Here is an 18,552-nt window from a genome sequence, read left to right on the forward strand (position 1 = left end):
CACGGCGGGCGGTGGCGGTGGCGCCACGGTCGACGCGGCGGCGCTCGGCGAGTTCACCGAGCAGATCACCGGCCGCAACGGCGTGCTCGCCTCGGCGGCTCGGGTGATCCTGGAGCAGCTCGGTCTCGCCGAGCGAGTGTCTTCGCCGGAGACCACCGTCGACTCGCTGGTCGACCTGGTGTCGGCCGAATTGGGTTCGGACTGGCCGCGTTTGGTCGCGCCCGCGTTCGACGGCCGCAAGGCGGTGCTGATCGACGACCGCTGGGCGACCGCCCGCGAGGACCTGGCTCGGCTGTGGCTGCTCGATGACGTCGCCTCGGCCGACGGACCGGTCGACGGCTTCCTCGGCGCGGGCGAAGCCGTTGCCGCGCAGGCCGAGTGGTGGCGCGAGCAGGCCAAGCACGAGGCGCGCTCGGTACTGGCAGGCCTGTACGAGCGCATCGCCGAGGCGGCGCGCGGCGGCGCGGAGCCGGGCCTGTGGTCCGACGACATCGCGGTGATCACCGGCGCGAGCAAGGGTTCCATCGCCGCGGCGGCGACCGGACGCCTGCTCGGCGGCGGCGCGACTGTCATCGTGACCACCTCGAGCCTGAACGACGACCGGATGGGCTTCTACAAGAAGCTCTACCGCGAGAACGCCAGGCACGGCGCCGCCCTGTGGGTCGTGCCCGCCAACATGGCCTCCTACCAGGACGTCGACGCGCTGATCGACTGGGTCGGCAGCGAACAGGTCGACAGCGCGGGCGGCGCGAAGGTCAAGATCAAGGACGCGATGACCCCGACCTTGCTGCTGCCGTTCGCGGCGCCGCGGGTGGCGGGTGATCTCGCCGACGCGGGCGCGCGCGCCGAAATGGAGATGCGCGTGCTGCTCTGGTCGGTGGAGCGGCTCATCGGCGGGCTGTCCAAGCTCGGCGCCGATCACGACGTGGACGCGAAACTGCATGTGGTGCTGCCCGGTTCGCCGAACCGCGGCATGTTCGGCGGCGACGGCGCCTACGGCGAGTCGAAGGCCGCGCTCGACGCGGTGGTCGCCAAGTGGCGGGCGGAGAAGTCCTGGTCGACGCGGGTCACCCTGGTGCACGCGCTGATCGGCTGGGTGCGCGGCACCGGCCTGATGGGCCACAACGACCCGATGGTCGAGGCCGTCGAGAAGGCGGGCGTGCAGACCTGGTCCACCACCGAGATGGCCGACGAGCTGCTCAAGTGGTGCACCTCGCGAGCCCGCCAGGTAACTGCCACCGGTCCGCAGCAGATCGACCTGACCGGCGGATTGGCCAGGGCCAAGCTGGATCTGCCCGCGCTGGCCAAGGAGGCGGCCGAGCGGGAAGCGGACGAGACCGCGGAAGCCGCCGCGGCCGCGACCATTCCGGCGCTGCCCGCACCGCCGACCATGACCTCGGCGCTGCCGGTGCCCGAATGGGGCAAGGTCACCGCCGATCTCGCCGACATGGTGGTGATCGTCGGCGCGGCCGAGCTCGGCCCGTACGGTTCCTCGCGCACCCGCTTCGAGATGGAGGTCTCCGACGAGCTGTCCGCCGCGGGCGTGCTGGAACTCGCCTGGACCACCGGACTCGTCACCTGGGAGAACGACCCCAAGCCGGGGTGGTACGACACCGAATCCGGTGACTACGTCCCGGAATCCGAGCTGGCCGAGCGCTACCACGACGCTGTGGTCACCCGCTGCGGCGTCCGCCGCTACGAGGACGACGGCGCCATGTTCGACAACACCGCGCCGTTGATGACCTCGGTCTTCCTCGACCAGGATCTGTCGTTCACGGTCGGCGGCGAGGCCGAGGCCCGCGCCTTCCACACGGCCGACCCGGAGCACACCGTCATCGCGCCGGTGCCGGACTCGGGCGACTGGACGGTGACCCGCAAGGCGGGCACCGAGATCCGGGTGCCGCGCAAGGCCAAGCTGTCGCGCACCGTCGGCGGCCAGATCCCCACCGGCTGGGATCCCACCATCTGGGGCATCTCCGCCGATATGGCCGCCTCGGTGGACCGGGTCGCGCTCTGGAACATCGTCTGCACGGTGGACGCGTTCGTCGGCTCCGGGTTCAGCCCGGCCGAGCTGATGAGCTGGGTGCACCCCTCGCTGGTGGCCAACACCCAGGGCACCGGCATGGGCGGCATGTCCTCGATGCGCTCGCTCTACATCGACAACCTGCTCGGGGAATCGCGGCCCAACGACATCCTGCAGGAGGCGCTGCCGAACGTGGCCCTCGCGCACGTGGTGCAGTCCTACGTGGGCAGCTACGGCGCGATGGTGCATCCGGTGGCGGCCTGCGCCACGGCGGCGGTGTCCGTCGAGGAGGGCGTCGACAAGATCCGGCTCGGCAAGGCCGAGGTGGTCGTGGCGGGCGGCTTCGACGATCTGGGCATCGAGGGCATCGTCGGCTTCGGTGACATGTCGGCGACCGCGGACTCGGCGGCCATGAGCGCCAAGGGCATCAGCGACCGGTACTTCTCCCGCGCGAACGACCGCCGCCGCGGCGGCTTCGTCGAGTCGCAGGGCGGCGGCACGGTGCTGCTTGCCCGCGGTGACGTGGCGCTGGAGATGGGCCTTCCGGTGCTCGGCGTGGTGGCCTTCGCGCAGTCCTTCGCCGACGGCGTGCACACCTCGATCCCGGCGCCCGGTCTCGGCGCGCTCGGCGCGGGTCGCGGCGGACGCGAGTCCCGGTTCGCCGCCGAGCTGCGCAAGCTCGGCGTCACCCCGGACGAGATCGCGGTGGTGTCGAAGCACGACACCTCCACCGCGGCCAACGATCCCAACGAGTCCGAGCTGCACGAGCGGCTGGCCGCGGCGATCGGGCGTTCGGACGGCGCACCGCTGTTCGTCGTCTCGCAGAAGAGCCTGACCGGACACGCCAAGGGCGGCGCGGCCGCGTTCCAGCTGATCGGCCTGTGCCAGATGCTGGAAACCGGTATGGTGCCGCCGAACCGGAGCCTGGACTGCGTCGACGAGAAGATGCAGGCCTACCCGCACCTGGTGTGGCCGCGCGAGGCGCTGCGCTTCGGTGACCGGTTCCCGCTCAAGGCCGGTCTGGTGACCTCGCTCGGCTTCGGGCACGTCTCCGGTCTGCTCGCGGTGGTGCACCCGCAGGCGTTCCTGCGGGCCATCGAGCCGGTGCGGCGCGAGGAGTACCAGCGCCAGGCCGAGCGGCGGCAGCTGGCGGGACGGCAGCGGCTGGTCGAGGCCATGTGCGGCGGGGCGCCGCTCTACGAGCGCCCTGCGGATCGACGGCTCGGCGCAGAAGGCACGCCCGCCAAGAAGATTCGCCAGCTGGAGGCGGACGTGCTGCTCTCGCCGCAGGCCCGCCTCGGGGAGAACGGCACCTACCGCGCCGACGGATTCGGTTGCGGCGCGGGCGCGGTCATCGTCGGGCAACTCGAGGGAGACGGATCTTTGGCCCAGTGACTTCGGCCACTACCCTTCACTCAGGCCGTCCGGCACGGGCGGCCGGGAGCCTGCGGGGACGCCGGGTCCGGTGAGCGGAGTGCGGTCGCGCGAGCGGCCGCACTCCACGAGGGTTGAGGAGCTGCGACGCATTGACCATCCTGGGGATCGGCCTGGACTTGGTGACCATTTCCGAGTTCGCCGAACAGCTCGAACGATCCGGAACCACCATGCTCAGGGAGAGTTTCACCGCCGGCGAGCGGCGCTACTGCCAGAGCAAGGGCACCGATCCGGCGCGCAGTTTCGCCGCGCGCTGGGCGGCGAAGGAGGCGGTGCTCAAGGCGTGGGCGTCGTCGCGTTTCGCCCGGCGTCCGCAGATCGGCGACAATCCGTACCCGCTGATCGAGGTGGTCAACGACGCGTGGGGCAGGCCGAGCATCAAATTGCACGGTCTGGCAGCCGAATTCCTGCCGAGGGCGAGGGTGCATCTGTCGTTGACCCACGACGGCGACACGGCGGCGGCCATGGTCGTGCTGGAAGATCCGGGCGAGCTCGCCGATCTGATCGAGGGGCGCGAGACCACCGCGTGAGATCCCGGCGGACCGTCAGCGCTCGCTGGCGGTGCGGGATTCCTTCTCCGCGACAAGCAGATACGCGACCATCAGCCGCTTGAGCTCGGCGACGGCCTCCGCGTGCGACTGCTCGTCCTGGACCGAGAAATTGAGCATCGAGTACACGACGTGCACGAGGACCTCGGCCATCATGGTGCGTCTCACCCGCGGCGTGCGCGGGGTGAGCGGACGCAGCATCTGCGAGACGACCTCGGCGAACTGCTTTTCGTGGATGGCGCCGGTGGCCCGGGTGGAGGGCGTGGACTGCATGGCAAGCCACACCTCGCGCCGGGAAGGGTCGGTCATCCACAGGTTGGCCAGGTGGTCGACGAACTGGTTCATGTGCCGCAACCAGTCCAGCGAGGGCACCTCGCCGTGGAAGTCGGCCAGTTCCTGGGAAACGGCAACGAGATCTTGGCGATTCAGCTCACAGACGATCACGTACTTGTTGGCGAAGAACTGGTACAGCGTGCCGATCGGGACCTCGGCCCGCGCCGCGACTTCTTCACAGGTGAACGATTCGAAACCGACCTCGACCAGCAGTTCGCGGGAGGACTGGAGCAGCGCGTCGAACTTGCGCTTGCTGCGTTCCTGAGTCGGCCGCTTGCGCGGCATCAGCTCTTGCGGATCGTCTTGCAATTCCAACGCGGGGTCCAGGTGTCGCTTCGACAGCATCGCCCTGGCCTCCGTGTTCACTTCCACGTATCCAGGCTAGCGGTACCGACATGCGCGCGACACGCGCACTTGGTCTGCGTGTTCAGGTCTGTCACATTTCACCACCCATCCAGATCGGTTATGGCCACGAACACATAACCGAGCGTGCGTGCATCCGCGGGCACGTTGCCAAGGGTGTTCGCCCACCTCGGCGCACCTCCGCCTTCGCTACGGCCGTGCGCGGGCTGAGGACGGACTTTCGTCCGGACGCGCCTGCCAGGCGGGTGATCCGGTCCGGAAAGTCACTGGGAAGGCGTATCTGTGGTAGCTCGATCTGTGGTAACACTCGGCGTTTCCACCGAACGTGGCGCCGTGCACGCGGTAGCGCTTGCCGACACCGGCGAGCGGCTGCTCGAGCGCGTGTTGGTCCACCGGGTGGCGAAGACGTACAGCGACACCAAGGCGGATGTGGCGGAAGCGGTCGAAGCCGTGATGGACGAAGTCGCCGCGGAGATCGGAGAGGAACGGGAGATCGTGGGCACCGCGGTCGCGTACCGCGATGCCGCCGAGCGGCGGGCCATCGTGACCCGGCTCGCGTCCGGTCCGTGGCGCACCGCATCGCTGCTCTCGACGAAATCCGCGCACCTGAGCGCGGCCGGGATGATGACCTGGCTCCGTGAGTTCGACGATCTGCTCGTCTGCGAGGTGGTCCCGGGCCATCAGGCCTTCACGCTGGTCGATCGGGGTCGCAACCGCGTGCTGGCGGCGATCTCCCAGACCGGCGGCGCGAGCGAGGCATCGATGGGCGCCGCGGTGACGGCGGCCTGGGACCAGTTCGAGGCGGCGACCGTCCGGCCGGACGCGGTCGTGCTGATCGGTTCCGCCGCGGACGCGCCCGCCGTGCGCGAAGCCGTCGCCTGCTTCGGCGCACCTGTGCTGCCCTGCAGGATCGCGTCGTCGGCCGCAGCCGTCGGCGCCGCGCTGTTCGCCATGTCCGACGTCCCGCAGGTGGTGGACACCGCCGAGGAGCCGCGCGACAGCCGGAACACGGCGGCGGTGTGCGTGGCGGCCAGCGTGGTGGCGGCCGGTCTGGTCGTGGGCGGGGTCTACGCGGTGGGCACCTCCACGCGGTCGGTGGTGGCCGATGCGCGGACCACCGCCGACGCGCACGTGGTCTTCGACACCGGGTCGTCCAGCGGCATGATCGTGGGCTCCTCGGTGCAGCCGGGGGAGTTCCACCCGGAGGGCTTCGCGGGCGGGAATCAGGTCCCGGCATCGGTCCCGCGGCATGTGACCCTGGGCATGCCCGACGTCGCGCCCGCGCCGCAGACAGTGGTGCAGTACTGGCGCCACCAGCCCCGTCCGCTGACGCTGGAGGAGTCCGAAGCCGCGCACGAGTCCGAGCCGGCTGCCGCGCCGGTCGTTCCCGGCACCGGCGTGCCGTCCACCACCGACGTCGGAGCGCCCAACGACGCCATGCTGTTCCCCGGCGAGGCGCCCCCGCCGGCGGCCTTCACCCCGGAGTTCCACCAGTGGTGGGACAACCACCTGCGCTTGCTCGCGCAGTGGGCGTCGCAGCAGATGACGCAGGCCTGAGAGACGACAAGCCCGAAAGGCCCGGCGCCGCACTGGCGTCGGGCCTTTCGTTCGTTCGTGGTCAGGTGCGGGTGCGGCGCAGGAAGAGTACGCCCGCCGCCACGTAGCCGACCGCGGCGATGCCCGTGCACCACAGGACCGCGAGCAGGGCGCTGTCACCGATGGGTGTCCCCATCAGCAGACCGCGCATGGTCTCGATGACCGGCGTCACCGGCTGATTCTCGGCGAACACGTGCAGCCAGCTCGGCATCGAGCCGGTCGGCACGAACGCGCTGCTCACATAGGGCAGGAACATGAAGAAGAAGGTGAAACCGTTGGCCGCCTCGGGGTTTCGCGCGAGCAGGCCGAGGGCGGCCGCCAGCCAGGAGAGCGCGAGCACGAACACGGCGATCACCCCGAGCACACCCAGCCAGCGCAACGGGTCGGCGGTGGGGCGGAAGCCCAGCGCGATCGCGACAACGATGACGAGGCCCGTGGTGATCAGGTTGCGGATCAGGCTCCCGGCCACGTGCCCGGTGAGCACCGCCGACCGCGCGATGGCCATGGTGCGGAACCGGTCGATGATGCCCTCGGCCAGATCGGTCGAGATGCTGACGGCGGTGGTGGACGCGCCGAAACCCGCGCACAGCAGGATGATTCCCGGCACCACGTAGTCGATGTAGGCGCCGGGGCCGACGTCCATGGCGCCGCCGAAAACGTAGACGAACATCAGCAGGATCATGACCGGCAGCGCGATCGTCATGATCATGGTGTCGGGGCTGCGCAGCGTGTGCCGGAGGTTGCGGTCCAGCATGGCGGCGGAGTCCTGGACGGTGCGCAGCGTGCGCAGGGCCGGGGACGGGGTGATCATGGGCGTGGTCTCGTTTCTCATGCGGCCGATTCGGTGCGGCTGGGGTGGCCGGTCAACGCGAAGAAGACGTCGTCGAGGTCGGGGGTGTGCACGGTCAGCTGCTCGACGCCGATGTCCAAGTCGGCGAAGCAGTCCAGTAGGTGCTTCACCTCGGCGGCGGTGCCCTCGGAAGGCACATGGAGGGTCAGCTGCTCCGGATCCATCTGGCCGACCGCGGTGGGGACGGCGCGGGCGGCGGCCGCCAGCAGGTGCCGGTCGGCGAAGCGGAGCCGGATGTGGCCGCCGGGGGCGAGACGCTTGAGTTCCTCGGGCGTGCCCTCCGCGACGATGCGGCCGCCGTCGAGCACGGCGATACGGTCCGCGAGCTGGTCGGCCTCCTCCAGGTACTGCGTGGTGAGCAAGATGGTCGCGCCCTCGGCGGCGAGTTCCCTGATGGCCGACCACAAGTCGCGCCGGCTGCGCGGGTCGAGGCCGGTGGTCGGCTCGTCGAGGAAGACGATGCGCGGCCTGCCCATCAGGCTCATGGCGAGATCCAGGCGACGGCGCATGCCGCCGGAGTAGCCGTCGACCGGCCGATCGGCGGCGTCGACCAGGTCGAAGCGTTCGAGCAGGGCGGCGGTGCGGCGGCGCGTCTCGGCCGCGCCGAGGTGCAGCAGCCTGCCGGTGAGCCGCAGGTTCTCGGTGCCGGTCAGCACGCCGTCGACGGCCGCGTACTGGCCGGTGACGCCGATCATCCTGCGGACGGCGTCGGGTTCGGCGGACAGGTCGTGCCCGAAGACGCGGACCTCGCCGCGGTCCGGCTTGCTCAGTGTGGCGAGGATGCGCACCAGGGTGGTCTTGCCTGCCCCGTTCGGTCCGAGCAGTGAGAAGACCGTTCCCGCAGCGACATTCAGGTCGATGTCGGCGAGCACGGTGTGCGTGCCGAAGGACTTGCCGAGCCCGTGCACCGCGAGGGCGGGGAGTGGTTCGGGGGACATGGGATCTCCGATCCGGAAACTGTTTATAGAATAAACTCAGTTTATAGAGTAAACAGTTCAGGGATGCAAGAGCTCGCACGGCCGCAGCCGAGGCGGAGGTACGCCTACAGTCGAGGCGAGCAAAGGAGGTCGGAGGCAGATGACGACGTCGGACGACGCGGCGCTACCGAAGTCGGTGGAACTGTTGTGGCGGCTCGATCAGCCTGGCGGGCGCGGCCCCAAGCGCGGGCTGACGCTGGACCAGATCCTGGAGGCCGCGATCGAGGTGGCCGACGCGGAGGGCTACGCGGCGCTATCGATGAGCCGGGTGGCCCAGCAGCTCGGCTTCACCGCCATGTCGCTCTACCGGTACGTCGACAGCAAGAACACCCTGGTCGAACTGCTGCTCGATCGTGTGATCGGCGAACCGCCGCGAATCCCGCCCGGGACGCCATGGAGGAAGGGACTGGAGGATTGGGCGCGTAGCGAGTTCGAGGTGATCGGACGGCACCCGTGGTGGCTGGACATCCCGCTCAAGACGCCGCCGATGGGCCCGAACAACATGGCCTGGCTCGAGGCAGGGCTCGCCACGCTCGCCGACACCCCGGTGCCCGAGCCCGTGCGGCTGCAATTGGTGATGAACATGTCGCTCTACGTCATCGGCAGGCGCTGGGCAGCCAGCAACGTGGTCGGAGGGGCCGAGGGCGAGGAAGACTTCACCGCGGCGCTGCGGCGCGTGCTGGACCCGCAGCGGTTTCCCGCGATCGTGTCCGCCCTCACCCACCGGGCCTTCGACCAGGACGACATCGACTGGGCACAAGCCGATTTCGAGTTCGGCCTGGCGCGGATGCTGGACGGCTACGAAAACCTCATCCGCTCCTTCGAGAGCTGACGATCAGACCGACAGGTCGCGACGCAGCTTGGCCACGTGCCCGGTGGCGCGCACGTTGTACTGCGCGACCTCGATCGTGCCCTGCTCGTCCACCAGGAAGGTGGAGCGGATGACGCCGGTGACGGTCTTGCCGTACATCGTCTTCTCGCCGAAGGCGCCCCACGCGGCGAGCACCGCGCGTTCCGGATCGGACAGCAGCGGGAAGGTCAGCCCTTCGGCGTCGCGGAACTTGGCCAGCTTGGCGGGTTTGTCCGGGGAGATGCCGAGGACATCGATGCCCGCGTCGTTCAGTTCGGACAGGTTGTCGCGGAAATCGCAGGCCTGCTTGGTGCAGCCGGGCGTGCTCGCGGCGGGGTAGAAGTAGACGATCACCTTGCGGCCGCGGTAGTCGGCGAGCGAGACCTCCTTGCCGTCGGCGTCGGGCAGTGTGAACGCGGGGGCGGTATCGCCGGGGGAAAGTCGTTGGTTGGTCACGTCCTGCACGGTAACCGAACCGCCCTCGGGCGGGCGGATACACTCGTCCGCGAGCCCTGGTGACTCGCGAACGGCCGGTGGGAACGTCGTCTTCGGCCCGGTTCGCGCCCGGCGGCACGCCCATCGACAGGAGGACATACGTGGCGAAGGACACCGAGCGGATCGAGCGGGAGATCGAGGCTGCCCGCACTCGGCTGGCGAGCACACTCGACGAGATCGCCGTGCGCGCCGATCCGCAGCGGATCGCGGACGACACCAAGAGCCTGGTCGTCGCCAAGCTGAACGAACCCAAGGTCAAGTACAGCCTGATCGGCGCGGGTGCGCTGGTCGTCGGCCTGGTGCTGGTGAAGCTCTTCCGCTGAGCTTTCCGGCAACCGAAAACACCCGGTGTGGCACGGCCACACCGGGTGTTTTGTCTATCAGCGGTATCAGACCGTCGGGCAGGCGAATCCGTCGCCGTCGGGGTCCAGGTGCGGGCCGAAGCCTGGCTCGCCGCGGAAGATCGGCGCGCGACCCGCCGCGCGGGCGTCGTCGCAGTTGGCGAAGGCGCCACCGGCCGAGCCGGTCTGGGACACACCCGCCGAACCGGTCGCTGCCGACCCGGTATCGATGGCGGAGGAGCCGGTTCCGGCGGAACCGGTCGGGGCGGCCAAGGCGGCGGGCGCCGCAAGGATGGTCAGTCCAGCGACGGCGGCGCTGACGGTAAGCCGGCGAACGTTCATGTATTCCTCTGTGTTCTGCGGTGGGTGCGGCGTCTTGACGAGCGACGCCGCACCCACTGTTGCGAGGGGCCGCCCAGTTGTCAACCGCGCCGGGCCCGAATTAGGGCCATTAGGGGCTATAGGGCGGCCTCGCTCAACGTGCGGGCCTGGTACCGGGGAGGTGCTCCGCCGGGATGTTGCCCATCCGTCCCGACTGGAAGTCCTCTATGGCCTGAATGATCTCCGCGCGGCTGTTCATGACGAAGGGGCCGTACTGAACGACGGGTTCGCGGATCGGTTGCCCGCCGAGCAGCAGCACCTCGAGATCGCCGGTGTGATTGCGCTGCTTCGGATCCGCGTCGACGGAAATCGAATCGCCTGGCCCGAACACCGCGAGTTGGCCCGCCTCGATCGGCCTGCGCTCGGCGCCGGCCGTGCCGCTGCCCGCGAGCACGTACGCCATTGCTGAGAAATGCTGCGGCCATGGCGTTTCCAGGCGGCCGCCGGGGCTGATCGACGCGTGCGCGTAGGCGATCGGCGTGTAAGTCGAACCGGGACCGGCGAATCCGCCGATCTCACCCGCGATCAGCCGCACCAGCGCGCCGCCGTCGTGCGAGCTGACCAGGGTCAGTTCGCTGCCGCGCAGATCCTGGTAGCGCGGCGCTGCGAATTTCATGGCGCGCGGCAGATTCACCCACAGCTGCACGCCGTGGAACAAACCGCCGGTGACCACGAGTTCCTCGGGCGGCACCTCGTCGTGCAGGATGCCGGAGCCCGCGGTCATCCACTGGGTGTCGCCTTCGCTGATGACACCGCCGCCGCCGTTCGAGTCGTGGTGGACCATGGTGCCGTCGAGCATGTAGGTGACGGTTTCGAAGCCGCGGTGCGGGTGCCAGGGCGCGCCCTTGGCCTCGTGCGGTTCGTAGGTCACCGGGCCCATCTGGTCTAGCAGGATGAAGGGGTCGGCGCTGCGCAGGTCCACGCTCGGGAAGGGTCTTGTCACCTCGAAGCCCGCGCCCTCGCGCTGCTTGTGCGCGGTGACGACCTGCCTGACCGGCCGCTCGCGCATGGTCTCGTCGGGGCGGGGCAGGCGCGGCAGCACCAGGATGTTGTCGGCGGCGATGGCGGGCATGGGAGCACCTCCTGTGCGGATGGCCGGTCTCGGCCTGTTGGTGTCCATGTCAACCAAAGGGGGTTTAGGATCATTCCCGTGGTGCGATGGCTGAGCGACGACGAGCAGGAGACCTGGCAGGCCTACATCCGGCTGCGCCAGCGGATGGACGCGGCGATCATGGCCGGGCTGGCCCGCGACGGGCTCTCATTCGCCGATTACGAGTTGCTCGTCCCGCTCTCCGCCGCGCCGGAGGGGCGCCTGCGGGCCAAGGAACTCGCGGCAGAGGTGTGCTGGGAGAAGAGCAGGCTGTCCAAGCACCTGGCCAGGATGGCGGCGCGCGGGTTGGTCGAGCGGCGGCCGTCCGAGGAGGACGCGCGCGGGATCGTCGTCGAGCTGACGGCGGCGGGACGGATCGCGCTCGAGCACGCCGCGCCCAACCATGTGGACCTGGTCCGCCGTGTCTTCATCGATCCGATGACCGAGGCGGAAGCGAGCATGCTGCGCTCGCTGTCGGACAAGGTCAGCGCCACCGCGCAGAGCGTCACCGATCTCGCGGTCTGAGCGCTACGACCACGGCGTGATCGGGGGCTTCACCCACAGCAGCTTCTCGTCCGCGTGCGCGCGCTGCGCCGCGGGGTGGCCGGGGTTGCGGGCGGCCCATGCGTTCTTCTCGTCGAGCAGCCGGGCGACGGCCAGCCAGGTCTCGTCGGTGCTCGGCGGATTCGTCTCTGCGGCGCGGGCCAGTTTGCGGCGGGTCGCCGCGGGCATGTCGAGCAGTTCGGCGCCGCTGACATCGCGGTCCCACAAATAGACGGCCAAGCGGCGGGCCTTCTCGGCCCGGCGGCTGACCGACGCGTCGGAGTGCGCGTAATCGGCCACGCGGGCATCCTACGACGAACGCCCCGCACCCGGTCATGGTGACCGGAGGCGGGGCGTTCCTCGTATTGGAGCCGAATCAGTAGGCGCTGTTCACGTTGTCCATGCTGCCGTAGCGGTCCGCGGCGTAGTTGCAGGCCGCGACGATGTTGGCCACCGGATCCCAGACGTCGAACGGGGTGCCCGCGACGTGGTAGGCCGCGAAGGTCGGGTCGATGACCTGGAGCAGGCCCTTGGACGGGATGCCCGCGGCGGCGTTGGAGTCCCACAGGTTGATGGCCTGGGGGTTACCGCTGGACTCGCGGAGGATGTTGCGGTGGATGCCCTCGTAGGAGCCGGGGATGTTGTTGGCGTGCATGATGTCGAGGGCCTGGCGGATCCAGCCGTCCAGGTTGTTCTCGTACACCGGCGCAGGCGGGGCGGGCGCGGGCACGGGCATAGGCGCAGGAAGGGGCTCGGGGGCGGGCGCCGGAGCGGGCATCGGCGCGGCCTCGGGTGCCGGGGCCGGGGCCGGGGCCGGAACGACAGCCGGGGCGACAGCAGGGGCGACTTCCGCGATGGGGGCGGCGGGAGCGGCCTCGGGCTGCTGCTCAGCGACCATGGCGACGCGGGCCGGGACAGTGTCGTCGGCCACCGACACCGCCGACGAGGCGGCGACGGCCACGATGCCTGCCGCGGCTACGGCGAAGGTCAGGCCCTCGCGGAGGGTGGTGCGGCGCAGGGTGGAAAGGCGTCTATCGAGCATTTCTGAATCGGTTCCTTGTTCGGGGACAGGGGGTCCGGCCGCACTAGGGCAGCGCGGATCCGGCGGCGGACGCTGGTGGCGCTCGCCGAGAAAAGTCGATGTGCTGTTGTGGATTTGGTTGTGGGGGACACTCCGGTCCCCGGAACGCGACGGGCTGTGCGGGTACCGGGCGGATTGGGCCCGGGCCGCGGCGTCACGCGGAACTCCACTGCGGTGGAGCAATAGACGGGAGGCTGGCGATCAGGGATCTGCTGTCGGCTTCACACCCGCGACTGGCTGGTACCTGGATCAGGTCCGTCCGGCCGTTTTCCGAATGCGTGTAAACAACATCTCGGTCTAACCAAACCTCAGGTCTCTTTGCGACCTGATTGCAGAATGGTCACGGAAAGTGAACGGAAGATGAACGAGAGCTGAATGGCAGATGCTGCCGATCTTGGAACGCGCAGGTCGTCGTTACCGAAACGCGATGTATGCAGGGAGTTTGCTCGTAAACTCATTGTGCCGCAGGTCACAAAAATGTTGCAGTGACGTGGGCCCCATCTTGTGGTTTCGGTCCGAATCACGCCTGTTCTGGGCTGTTCCGACGGCCCAGATCACGGCGTCGTTACCTTCGTGAGACCGCCTGCCGAACAACGTTCGGACAAGGTTCGGACAAGAAAAGACCGTGCCCTTGCCCAAACATAGCTGGGGGTGAGGCACGGCCTGTACTGTGCGCCATCAGGGACTCGAACCCCGAACCCGCTGATTAAGAGTCAGCTGCTCTGCCAATTGAGCTAATGGCGCTTGCTCCGTGTTCCGGTGCGGGACAAACAGTAACAGGCCGAAGCCGTAGAAGTGAAATCGCCTGGTGAGGGGCTGTTTCGCGTGGCCGGCGACAGGTGTTAACACCGGGTCCTTCAAATGGGATCTATCCGGTGGAACTCGGTCCTGGCGTGATGGTGTTCGCGTTGGATCGGTCTCCACGGACTGGCAGAATGTAAGAACGTGGTCTCGACCGATCCCGCCGACGCGGTGGGTTGAGCTTCTGTAGTCGGTTGGATCCGAAGCCATCGGCGCATGTCTGGACGGCGCCGAGACTTGAAACGGGGTTGATTATGAGCATTGGTCGAGGTCGGCGGCGTGCGATTCGAATACTCAGCGGACCTTTGGTAGTGCTCGCCGTGATCGCATTGGGATCGTCGGCGTGCTCGTCCTCATCCGGCACTGCGGACGCGGCAGTTGCCATCGACCGTAACCCGATCACCGAATTGATCAAGCCGAAGCTGCTTGCACCCGTCAAGGACGGCGACAAGGGCGTATCGCCCGGGATGCCGATGACCTTCAAGGTCGACGACGGGAAGTTCACCAATGTGACGTTGGTCAATCAGCAGGGCAAGCAGGTCAGCGGCACCCTGGCTCCCGACGGCCGGACCTGGGAGACCGCCGAGGTGCTCGCCTACGGCAAGACCTATCGGCTCACCGCCGACGCGATCGGTCTCGGCGGCGCCAACACCACCACGCTGAGCTTCACCACCAGCTCGCCGAACAACCAGACCAAGCCGTACCTGATCCCGGGGGAGGGTGAGGTCGTCGGCATCGGCCAGCCGGTGGCGATCCAATTCGACGAGAACATCCCGGACCGCGAGGCGGCCCAGGACGCGATCAAGATCACCACCAACCCACCGGTGGAGGGTGCGTTCTACTGGGTGAACAATCGCGAAGTCCGGTGGCGGCCAGAGCATTTCTGGGCGCCGGGCACCAGGGTCGACATCCAGGTGAACGTCTACGGCAAGAATCTCGGCAACGGGCTGTACGGCCAGGACAACATCACCTCGCACTTCACCGTCGGCGATGCCGTGATCTTCACCGCGGACGACGACACGCACCAGGTGACGGTCGAGCAGAACGGCCAGGTGGTCCGCACAATGCCGACCTCGATGGGCAAGGACAGCACGCCCACCGACAACGGCATCTACATCGTGGCGGACAAGCACGAGAAGATCATCATGGACTCCTCGACCTACGGCGTCGCGGTGAACTCCTCGGACGGCTACCGCACGCCGGTCGACTTCGCGACCCGAATCTCCTACAGCGGCATCTTCTTCCACTCGGCTCCGTGGTCGGTGGGTCAGCAGGGTTACTCGAACGCCAGTCACGGCTGCCTGAACCTGAGCCCCGCGAACGCGCAGTGGGTGTTCAACTTCGCCAAGCGCGGTGACATCACGATCATCAAGAACACCGTGGGCGGCACGCTGTCCGGCACCGACGGCCTCGGCGACTGGAACATTCCGTGGTCGGAGTGGAAGGCGGGCAACGCGGACATCGGCTAGGCAAGAGTCCGGCATGACAGCGAAAAGGCCCCTGGCGCGAGCGCCGGGGGCCTTTTTCGTGCGTGTACTCAGGGGATGTACGGCCCCGGGGTGCCCGCGCAGGTGAGGTTGGCGTTGATCGCGCTGCCCAAGGCCGCGCAGACCAGCGGGCCGCCGAAGATGATCTGCTCCAGCGCAGAGCCGGAGCCCGTGGTTGTTGCGCCGCCCGAGGATCCGGTGCTGGACGAGGATCCGCTCGTGATGCCCGCGGAACCGGAGTCGGCGGGCAGGTCGATCGGAGTCGCCTCGCGCGCCGCCGAGGCGGTGCCGGTGGATCCGCTGAGCAAGGTGGCGCCGACGAGAGCTGCGAGAACGGCGGAACGCTTCACGTGGTGCTGTCTTTCTCCTGAACCGGGCGATGCCACGGCGGCACGCCCTGGTGCCGCAGTTTACGGCCGCGTGGAGAGATCCGGGACACATTTGGCACTACGTGCGTTTCAGAACACATTCCAGTCCTGTGGCGCCTGCCCGGAAACGCGAAATGCGCGAGTCCATCGGACTCGCGCATTTCGCATGGGGTGAGTGACGGGACTCGAACCCGCGACATCCAGGATCACAACCTGGTGCTCTACCAACTGAACTACACTCACCATCACCGGTGTAATACCGGCGCGCTAGATACTAGCGTGCCGACCCGGCGATTCCCTAATCGGCTTCCAACACGCCATTTCGCGGCGCCGAGCCCGCGGGCTTGGCGGTGCCACTGAGCTGGGCGGCGACAGCGGCGATCTCCGTGGTGGACGGTCCGGGCGGCGCGACGAACGCGGTGCGCCGGTAGTACTCGAGTTCGCGGATGGATTCCTTGATGTCGGCGAGGGCGCGATGAGTGAGGCCCTTCTCCGGCTGGCCGAAGTAGATGCGGGGGTACCAGCGGCGGCACAGCTCCTTGATGGAGCTCACATCGATCATCCGGTAGTGCAGGTGGCTGTCCAGCGCGGGCATGTCGCGTGCGATGAATCCGCGGTCGGTGGCGATCGAATTACCCGCCAGCGGAACGGTTCCCGCGACAGGCGCGTAGGCGCGGATGTAGTCGAGCACCTGCTGCTCGGCCTCGGCGAGGGTGACGGTGGAGCGGCGCACCTCCTCGGTCAGGCCGGAGCGCTCGTGCATGTCGGCGACCACCGGGGGCATCGTGGCCAGCGCCTCGTCATCGGCGTGGATGACGATGTCGACGCCGTCACCGAGAATGTTGAGGTCGCTGTCGGTCACGAGAGCGGCCACCTCGATCAGCTTGTCGCTGTCCAGGCGCAGGCCGGTCATCTCGCAATCCATCCACACCACTAGTTTGTCGGACACTCAGGCAACCTTACTGGCATCGCTGGGCCCACCCTCCGCGAACAAGCGCGTCCGCCTTCCGCGCGCGCCGCCGCCGCTGGATTCCCCGCGCCACGGTGCCGGTTTCCGCACAGCCGCCGGTTTCCGCACAGAGCGGTGTCGGCGACGCGACGGCGGGTATGACGCTGTCACGGGCTATCGGCGAATTACGCCCGACTGGACCCATGAGCGTTGTCGGTTCGACAGACGGAGGACGTGCGATGACCACCCCCCAGGAGAAGGCGGCCGCGGCGCGTAGGGCCGCGGACGAGGCGGCGCGAGTGGCCGCGGAAGCGGCAGCCGCCGCGGAAGCCGCCGAGCGTGAGCTGGCCGAGCAGCAAGCGGCGGCCACTCGGGATGGGAAGGGCGAGTTGGACGCCGCCGCGAAGGCAGCGGGTGCCGGAGCCGACGCGAACTCCGCGACGGCCGCCGAGGCCGAGGCCGATGCCGCTGTCGCGCCGAGTACCGACGTGGACTCGGCCGCACACGAGATCGCCGCGGGCTACGCCTTCGAAGGCGCGGCGCTGGAACTGGGCACCGTGGTCGTCGACGGAGCCGTGGATCCTGCTGCGCGGGTGCGGATTCCGATGCGCACGATGAACCGGCACGGCCTGGTCGCAGGCGCCACCGGCACCGGGAAGACCAAGACGTTGCAGGGCATCGCCGAACAGCTCTCGCGCGCGGGCGTTCCGGTGGTGCTCGCCGACATCAAGGGTGATCTGTCCGGTCTGAGCCGACCGGGGGAGGCCGACGACGAGATCAGCGCCCGGGCACGCGAGACGGGCGCGCAGGACTGGGCGCCCGCGGGCTTCCCGACCGAATTCGTCTCGCTCGGCACCGGTGGGATCGGGGTGCCGATCCGGGCCACCATCACCTCGTTCGGCCCGGTGCTGCTGAGCAAGGTGCTCGACCTCAACGAGACGCAGGAATCGACCCTCGGCCTGATCTTTCACTGGGCCGATCAGCAGGGGCTCGCGCTGCTCGATCTGAAGGATCTTCGCGCGGTCATCACCCATCTGACCAGCCCCGACGGCAAGGCGGACCTGAAAGGCATCGGTGGTGTGTCGGCGCAGACCGCGGGCGTCATCCTGCGGGCCTTGGTCAACCTGGAGGCCGAGGGCGGCGACACCTTCTTCGGCGAGCCCGAACTCGATCCGGCCGACCTGGTCCGGCTCGCGGGCGGGCAGGGCGTCATCACGCTGTTCGAGCTCGGCGCGCAGGCGGCCAGGCCGGTGATGTTCTCCACCTTCCTGATGTGGGTGCTCGCCGATCTGTTCCAGACGCTGCCCGAGGTCGGTGATATCGACAAGCCCAAGCTGGTGTTCATCTTCGACGAGGCGCACCTGCTGTTCGCCGACGCCTCGAAGGCGTTCCTCGACCAGGTCGAACAGACGGTCAAGCTGATCCGTTCGAAGGGCGTCGGGGTGTTCTTCTGCACCCAGCTGCCCACCGACATCCCGAATCCGGTGCTCTCCCAGCTCGGCGCGCGCATCCAGCACGCGCTGCGCGCCTTCACCCCCGACGACCAGAAGGCGTTGTCCAAGACCGTCCGCACCTACCCGAAATCCTCGGCCTACGACTTGGAGGAGGCGCTGACCTCGCTCGGCACCGGCGAGGCCGTGGTGACGGTGCTCTCCGAGCGCGGCGCGCCGACGCCGGTGGCGTGGACCAGGATTCAGCCTCCGCGTTCGCTGATGGACACCATCGGCGAGGACGCCATCAAGTCGCGCGCCTTGTCGAGCGCGCTCGCCACGAAGTACGGCCAGACCATCGACCGCGAGTCCGCCTACGAGATGCTGACGGCCGCATTGGCCGCGGCCGAGCCGGAGCAGCCCGAGACCGCCCAGGCGCCAGGCCGGTCCCCGCGCCGGGAAGAGGAGGAGTCGGCAGCGGAACGGATCATGAAGAACCCGGCGGTGAAGAGCTTCCTGCGCTCGGCCGCGTCCATGGCGGGGCGCGAGATCAGCCGCAGCCTGTTCGGCACGCGCCGTCGCCGCTGATCTCGCGCGGGCGGCGGCTCGCCG

The 18,552-nt window shown here is 68.7% G+C and carries 18 protein-coding genes and 2 tRNA genes; 8 read left to right on the top strand and 12 right to left on the bottom strand.

From position 1 onward, the window contains the following. On the top strand, nt 1–3,418 hold a 3,418-nt coding region (locus NL1_RS08945; protein WP_281180803.1), incomplete at its 5' end, for a beta-ketoacyl synthase N-terminal-like domain-containing protein. Nucleotides 3,419–3,549: 131 nt separating this feature from the next. Next, complete coding sequence (gene acpS / locus NL1_RS08950; RefSeq protein WP_067788698.1) at nt 3,550–3,987, top strand: holo-ACP synthase AcpS; 438 nt, start codon at nt 3,550–3,552, stop codon at nt 3,985–3,987. Between the two features lie 15 nt (nt 3,988–4,002). Here acpS and NL1_RS08955 read toward each other — a convergent pair whose 3' ends face one another. Beyond that, the gene (locus NL1_RS08955) at nt 4,003–4,683 is read right to left on the bottom strand and encodes a TetR/AcrR family transcriptional regulator (protein WP_174553404.1); all 681 of its coding nucleotides are present in this window, start codon (nt 4,681–4,683) and stop codon (nt 4,003–4,005) included. A gap of 351 nt (nt 4,684–5,034) precedes the next feature. On the opposite strand from NL1_RS08955, the gene NL1_RS08960 reads away from it, so the two are divergent. Beyond that, nucleotides 5,035–6,258: a hypothetical protein gene (locus NL1_RS08960; protein ID WP_067836360.1), complete on the top strand. Its 1,224-nt coding sequence runs from the start codon at nt 5,035–5,037 to the stop codon at nt 6,256–6,258. A gap of 61 nt (nt 6,259–6,319) precedes the next feature. Here NL1_RS08960 and NL1_RS08965 read toward each other — a convergent pair whose 3' ends face one another. After that, nucleotides 6,320–7,108 (bottom strand): ABC transporter permease, encoded by a 789-nt coding sequence (locus NL1_RS08965; protein ID WP_067836363.1) that lies wholly within the window; start codon nt 7,106–7,108, stop codon nt 6,320–6,322. A 17-nt stretch (nt 7,109–7,125) separates the two neighbouring features. Beyond that, the gene (locus NL1_RS08970; protein ID WP_067836366.1) at nt 7,126–8,085 is read right to left on the bottom strand and encodes an ATP-binding cassette domain-containing protein; all 960 of its coding nucleotides are present in this window, start codon (nt 8,083–8,085) and stop codon (nt 7,126–7,128) included. Between the two features lie 139 nt (nt 8,086–8,224). Here NL1_RS08970 and NL1_RS08975 point away from each other — a divergent pair, with 139 nt between their 5' ends. Beyond that, the gene (locus tag NL1_RS08975; protein WP_067836369.1) at nt 8,225–8,956 is read left to right on the top strand and encodes a TetR/AcrR family transcriptional regulator; all 732 of its coding nucleotides are present in this window, start codon (nt 8,225–8,227) and stop codon (nt 8,954–8,956) included. 3 nt (nt 8,957–8,959) lie between these two features. Here the strand turns inward: NL1_RS08975 and bcp are convergent, their stop codons facing one another. Then, complete coding sequence (bcp, locus tag NL1_RS08980) at nt 8,960–9,430, bottom strand: thioredoxin-dependent thiol peroxidase (RefSeq protein ID WP_067836450.1); 471 nt, start codon at nt 9,428–9,430, stop codon at nt 8,960–8,962. 140 nt (nt 9,431–9,570) lie between these two features. Here bcp and NL1_RS08985 point away from each other — a divergent pair, with 140 nt between their 5' ends. Next, on the top strand, nt 9,571–9,792 hold the full coding sequence (locus NL1_RS08985; RefSeq protein ID WP_067836372.1) for a DUF3618 domain-containing protein: 222 nt from the start codon (nt 9,571–9,573) through the stop codon (nt 9,790–9,792). Between the two features lie 66 nt (nt 9,793–9,858). Here the strand turns inward: NL1_RS08985 and NL1_RS08990 are convergent, their stop codons facing one another. Together NL1_RS08990 and NL1_RS08995 are read right to left on the bottom strand one after the other, a co-directional pair. Continuing rightward, on the bottom strand, nt 9,859–10,152 hold the full coding sequence (locus NL1_RS08990) for an excalibur calcium-binding domain-containing protein (RefSeq protein WP_067836452.1): 294 nt from the start codon (nt 10,150–10,152) through the stop codon (nt 9,859–9,861). 133 nt (nt 10,153–10,285) lie between these two features. Next, on the bottom strand, nt 10,286–11,263 hold the full coding sequence (locus tag NL1_RS08995; protein ID WP_067836374.1) for a pirin family protein: 978 nt from the start codon (nt 11,261–11,263) through the stop codon (nt 10,286–10,288). Nucleotides 11,264–11,341: 78 nt separating this feature from the next. Between NL1_RS08995 and NL1_RS09000 the strand changes: the two genes are divergently transcribed. Continuing rightward, complete coding sequence (locus NL1_RS09000) at nt 11,342–11,806, top strand: MarR family winged helix-turn-helix transcriptional regulator (RefSeq protein ID WP_067836377.1); 465 nt, start codon at nt 11,342–11,344, stop codon at nt 11,804–11,806. A 3-nt stretch (nt 11,807–11,809) separates the two neighbouring features. On the opposite strand, the gene NL1_RS09005 is transcribed toward NL1_RS09000, so the two are convergent. The 3 genes from NL1_RS09005 to NL1_RS09015 all read right to left on the bottom strand — a co-directional run bounded on the left by NL1_RS09005 (nt 11,810) and on the right by NL1_RS09015 (nt 13,649). Continuing rightward, on the bottom strand, nt 11,810–12,124 hold the full coding sequence (locus tag NL1_RS09005; RefSeq protein WP_067836380.1) for a hypothetical protein: 315 nt from the start codon (nt 12,122–12,124) through the stop codon (nt 11,810–11,812). A gap of 76 nt (nt 12,125–12,200) precedes the next feature. After that, nucleotides 12,201–12,866, bottom strand: coding sequence for a transglycosylase SLT domain-containing protein (locus tag NL1_RS09010; protein ID WP_067836382.1), 666 nt, complete (start codon nt 12,864–12,866; stop codon nt 12,201–12,203). 710 nt (nt 12,867–13,576) lie between these two features. After that, nucleotides 13,577–13,649, bottom strand: a tRNA-Lys gene (locus tag NL1_RS09015). A 311-nt stretch (nt 13,650–13,960) separates the two neighbouring features. On the opposite strand from NL1_RS09015, the gene NL1_RS09020 reads away from it, so the two are divergent. Then, complete coding sequence (locus NL1_RS09020) at nt 13,961–15,175, top strand: L,D-transpeptidase (RefSeq protein ID WP_067836384.1); 1,215 nt, start codon at nt 13,961–13,963, stop codon at nt 15,173–15,175. Between the two features lie 68 nt (nt 15,176–15,243). Here the strand turns inward: NL1_RS09020 and NL1_RS09025 are convergent, their stop codons facing one another. From NL1_RS09025 to orn, 3 genes are all read right to left on the bottom strand, one after another. Next, a complete protein-coding gene (locus tag NL1_RS09025; protein ID WP_067836387.1) occupies nt 15,244–15,543 on the bottom strand; it encodes a hypothetical protein in 300 nt (99 codons plus the stop codon). A 185-nt stretch (nt 15,544–15,728) separates the two neighbouring features. Then, nucleotides 15,729–15,804: transfer RNA gene (locus NL1_RS09030), tRNA-His, on the bottom strand. Nucleotides 15,805–15,859: 55 nt separating this feature from the next. Then, nucleotides 15,860–16,510, bottom strand: a complete 651-nt coding sequence (gene orn, locus NL1_RS09035; protein ID WP_067836390.1) for an oligoribonuclease — start codon at nt 16,508–16,510, stop codon at nt 15,860–15,862. Between the two features lie 239 nt (nt 16,511–16,749). Between orn and NL1_RS09040 the strand changes: the two genes are divergently transcribed. Further along, nucleotides 16,750–18,528, top strand: coding sequence for a helicase HerA-like domain-containing protein (locus NL1_RS09040; protein ID WP_174553403.1), 1,779 nt, complete (start codon nt 16,750–16,752; stop codon nt 18,526–18,528). Nucleotides 18,529–18,552 lie beyond the last annotated feature (24 nt).

Origin of the sequence: Nocardia lijiangensis NBRC 108240 (assembly GCF_001613045.1) — a bacterium.
Classification (GTDB): domain Bacteria; phylum Actinomycetota; class Actinomycetes; order Mycobacteriales; family Mycobacteriaceae; genus Nocardia; species Nocardia lijiangensis.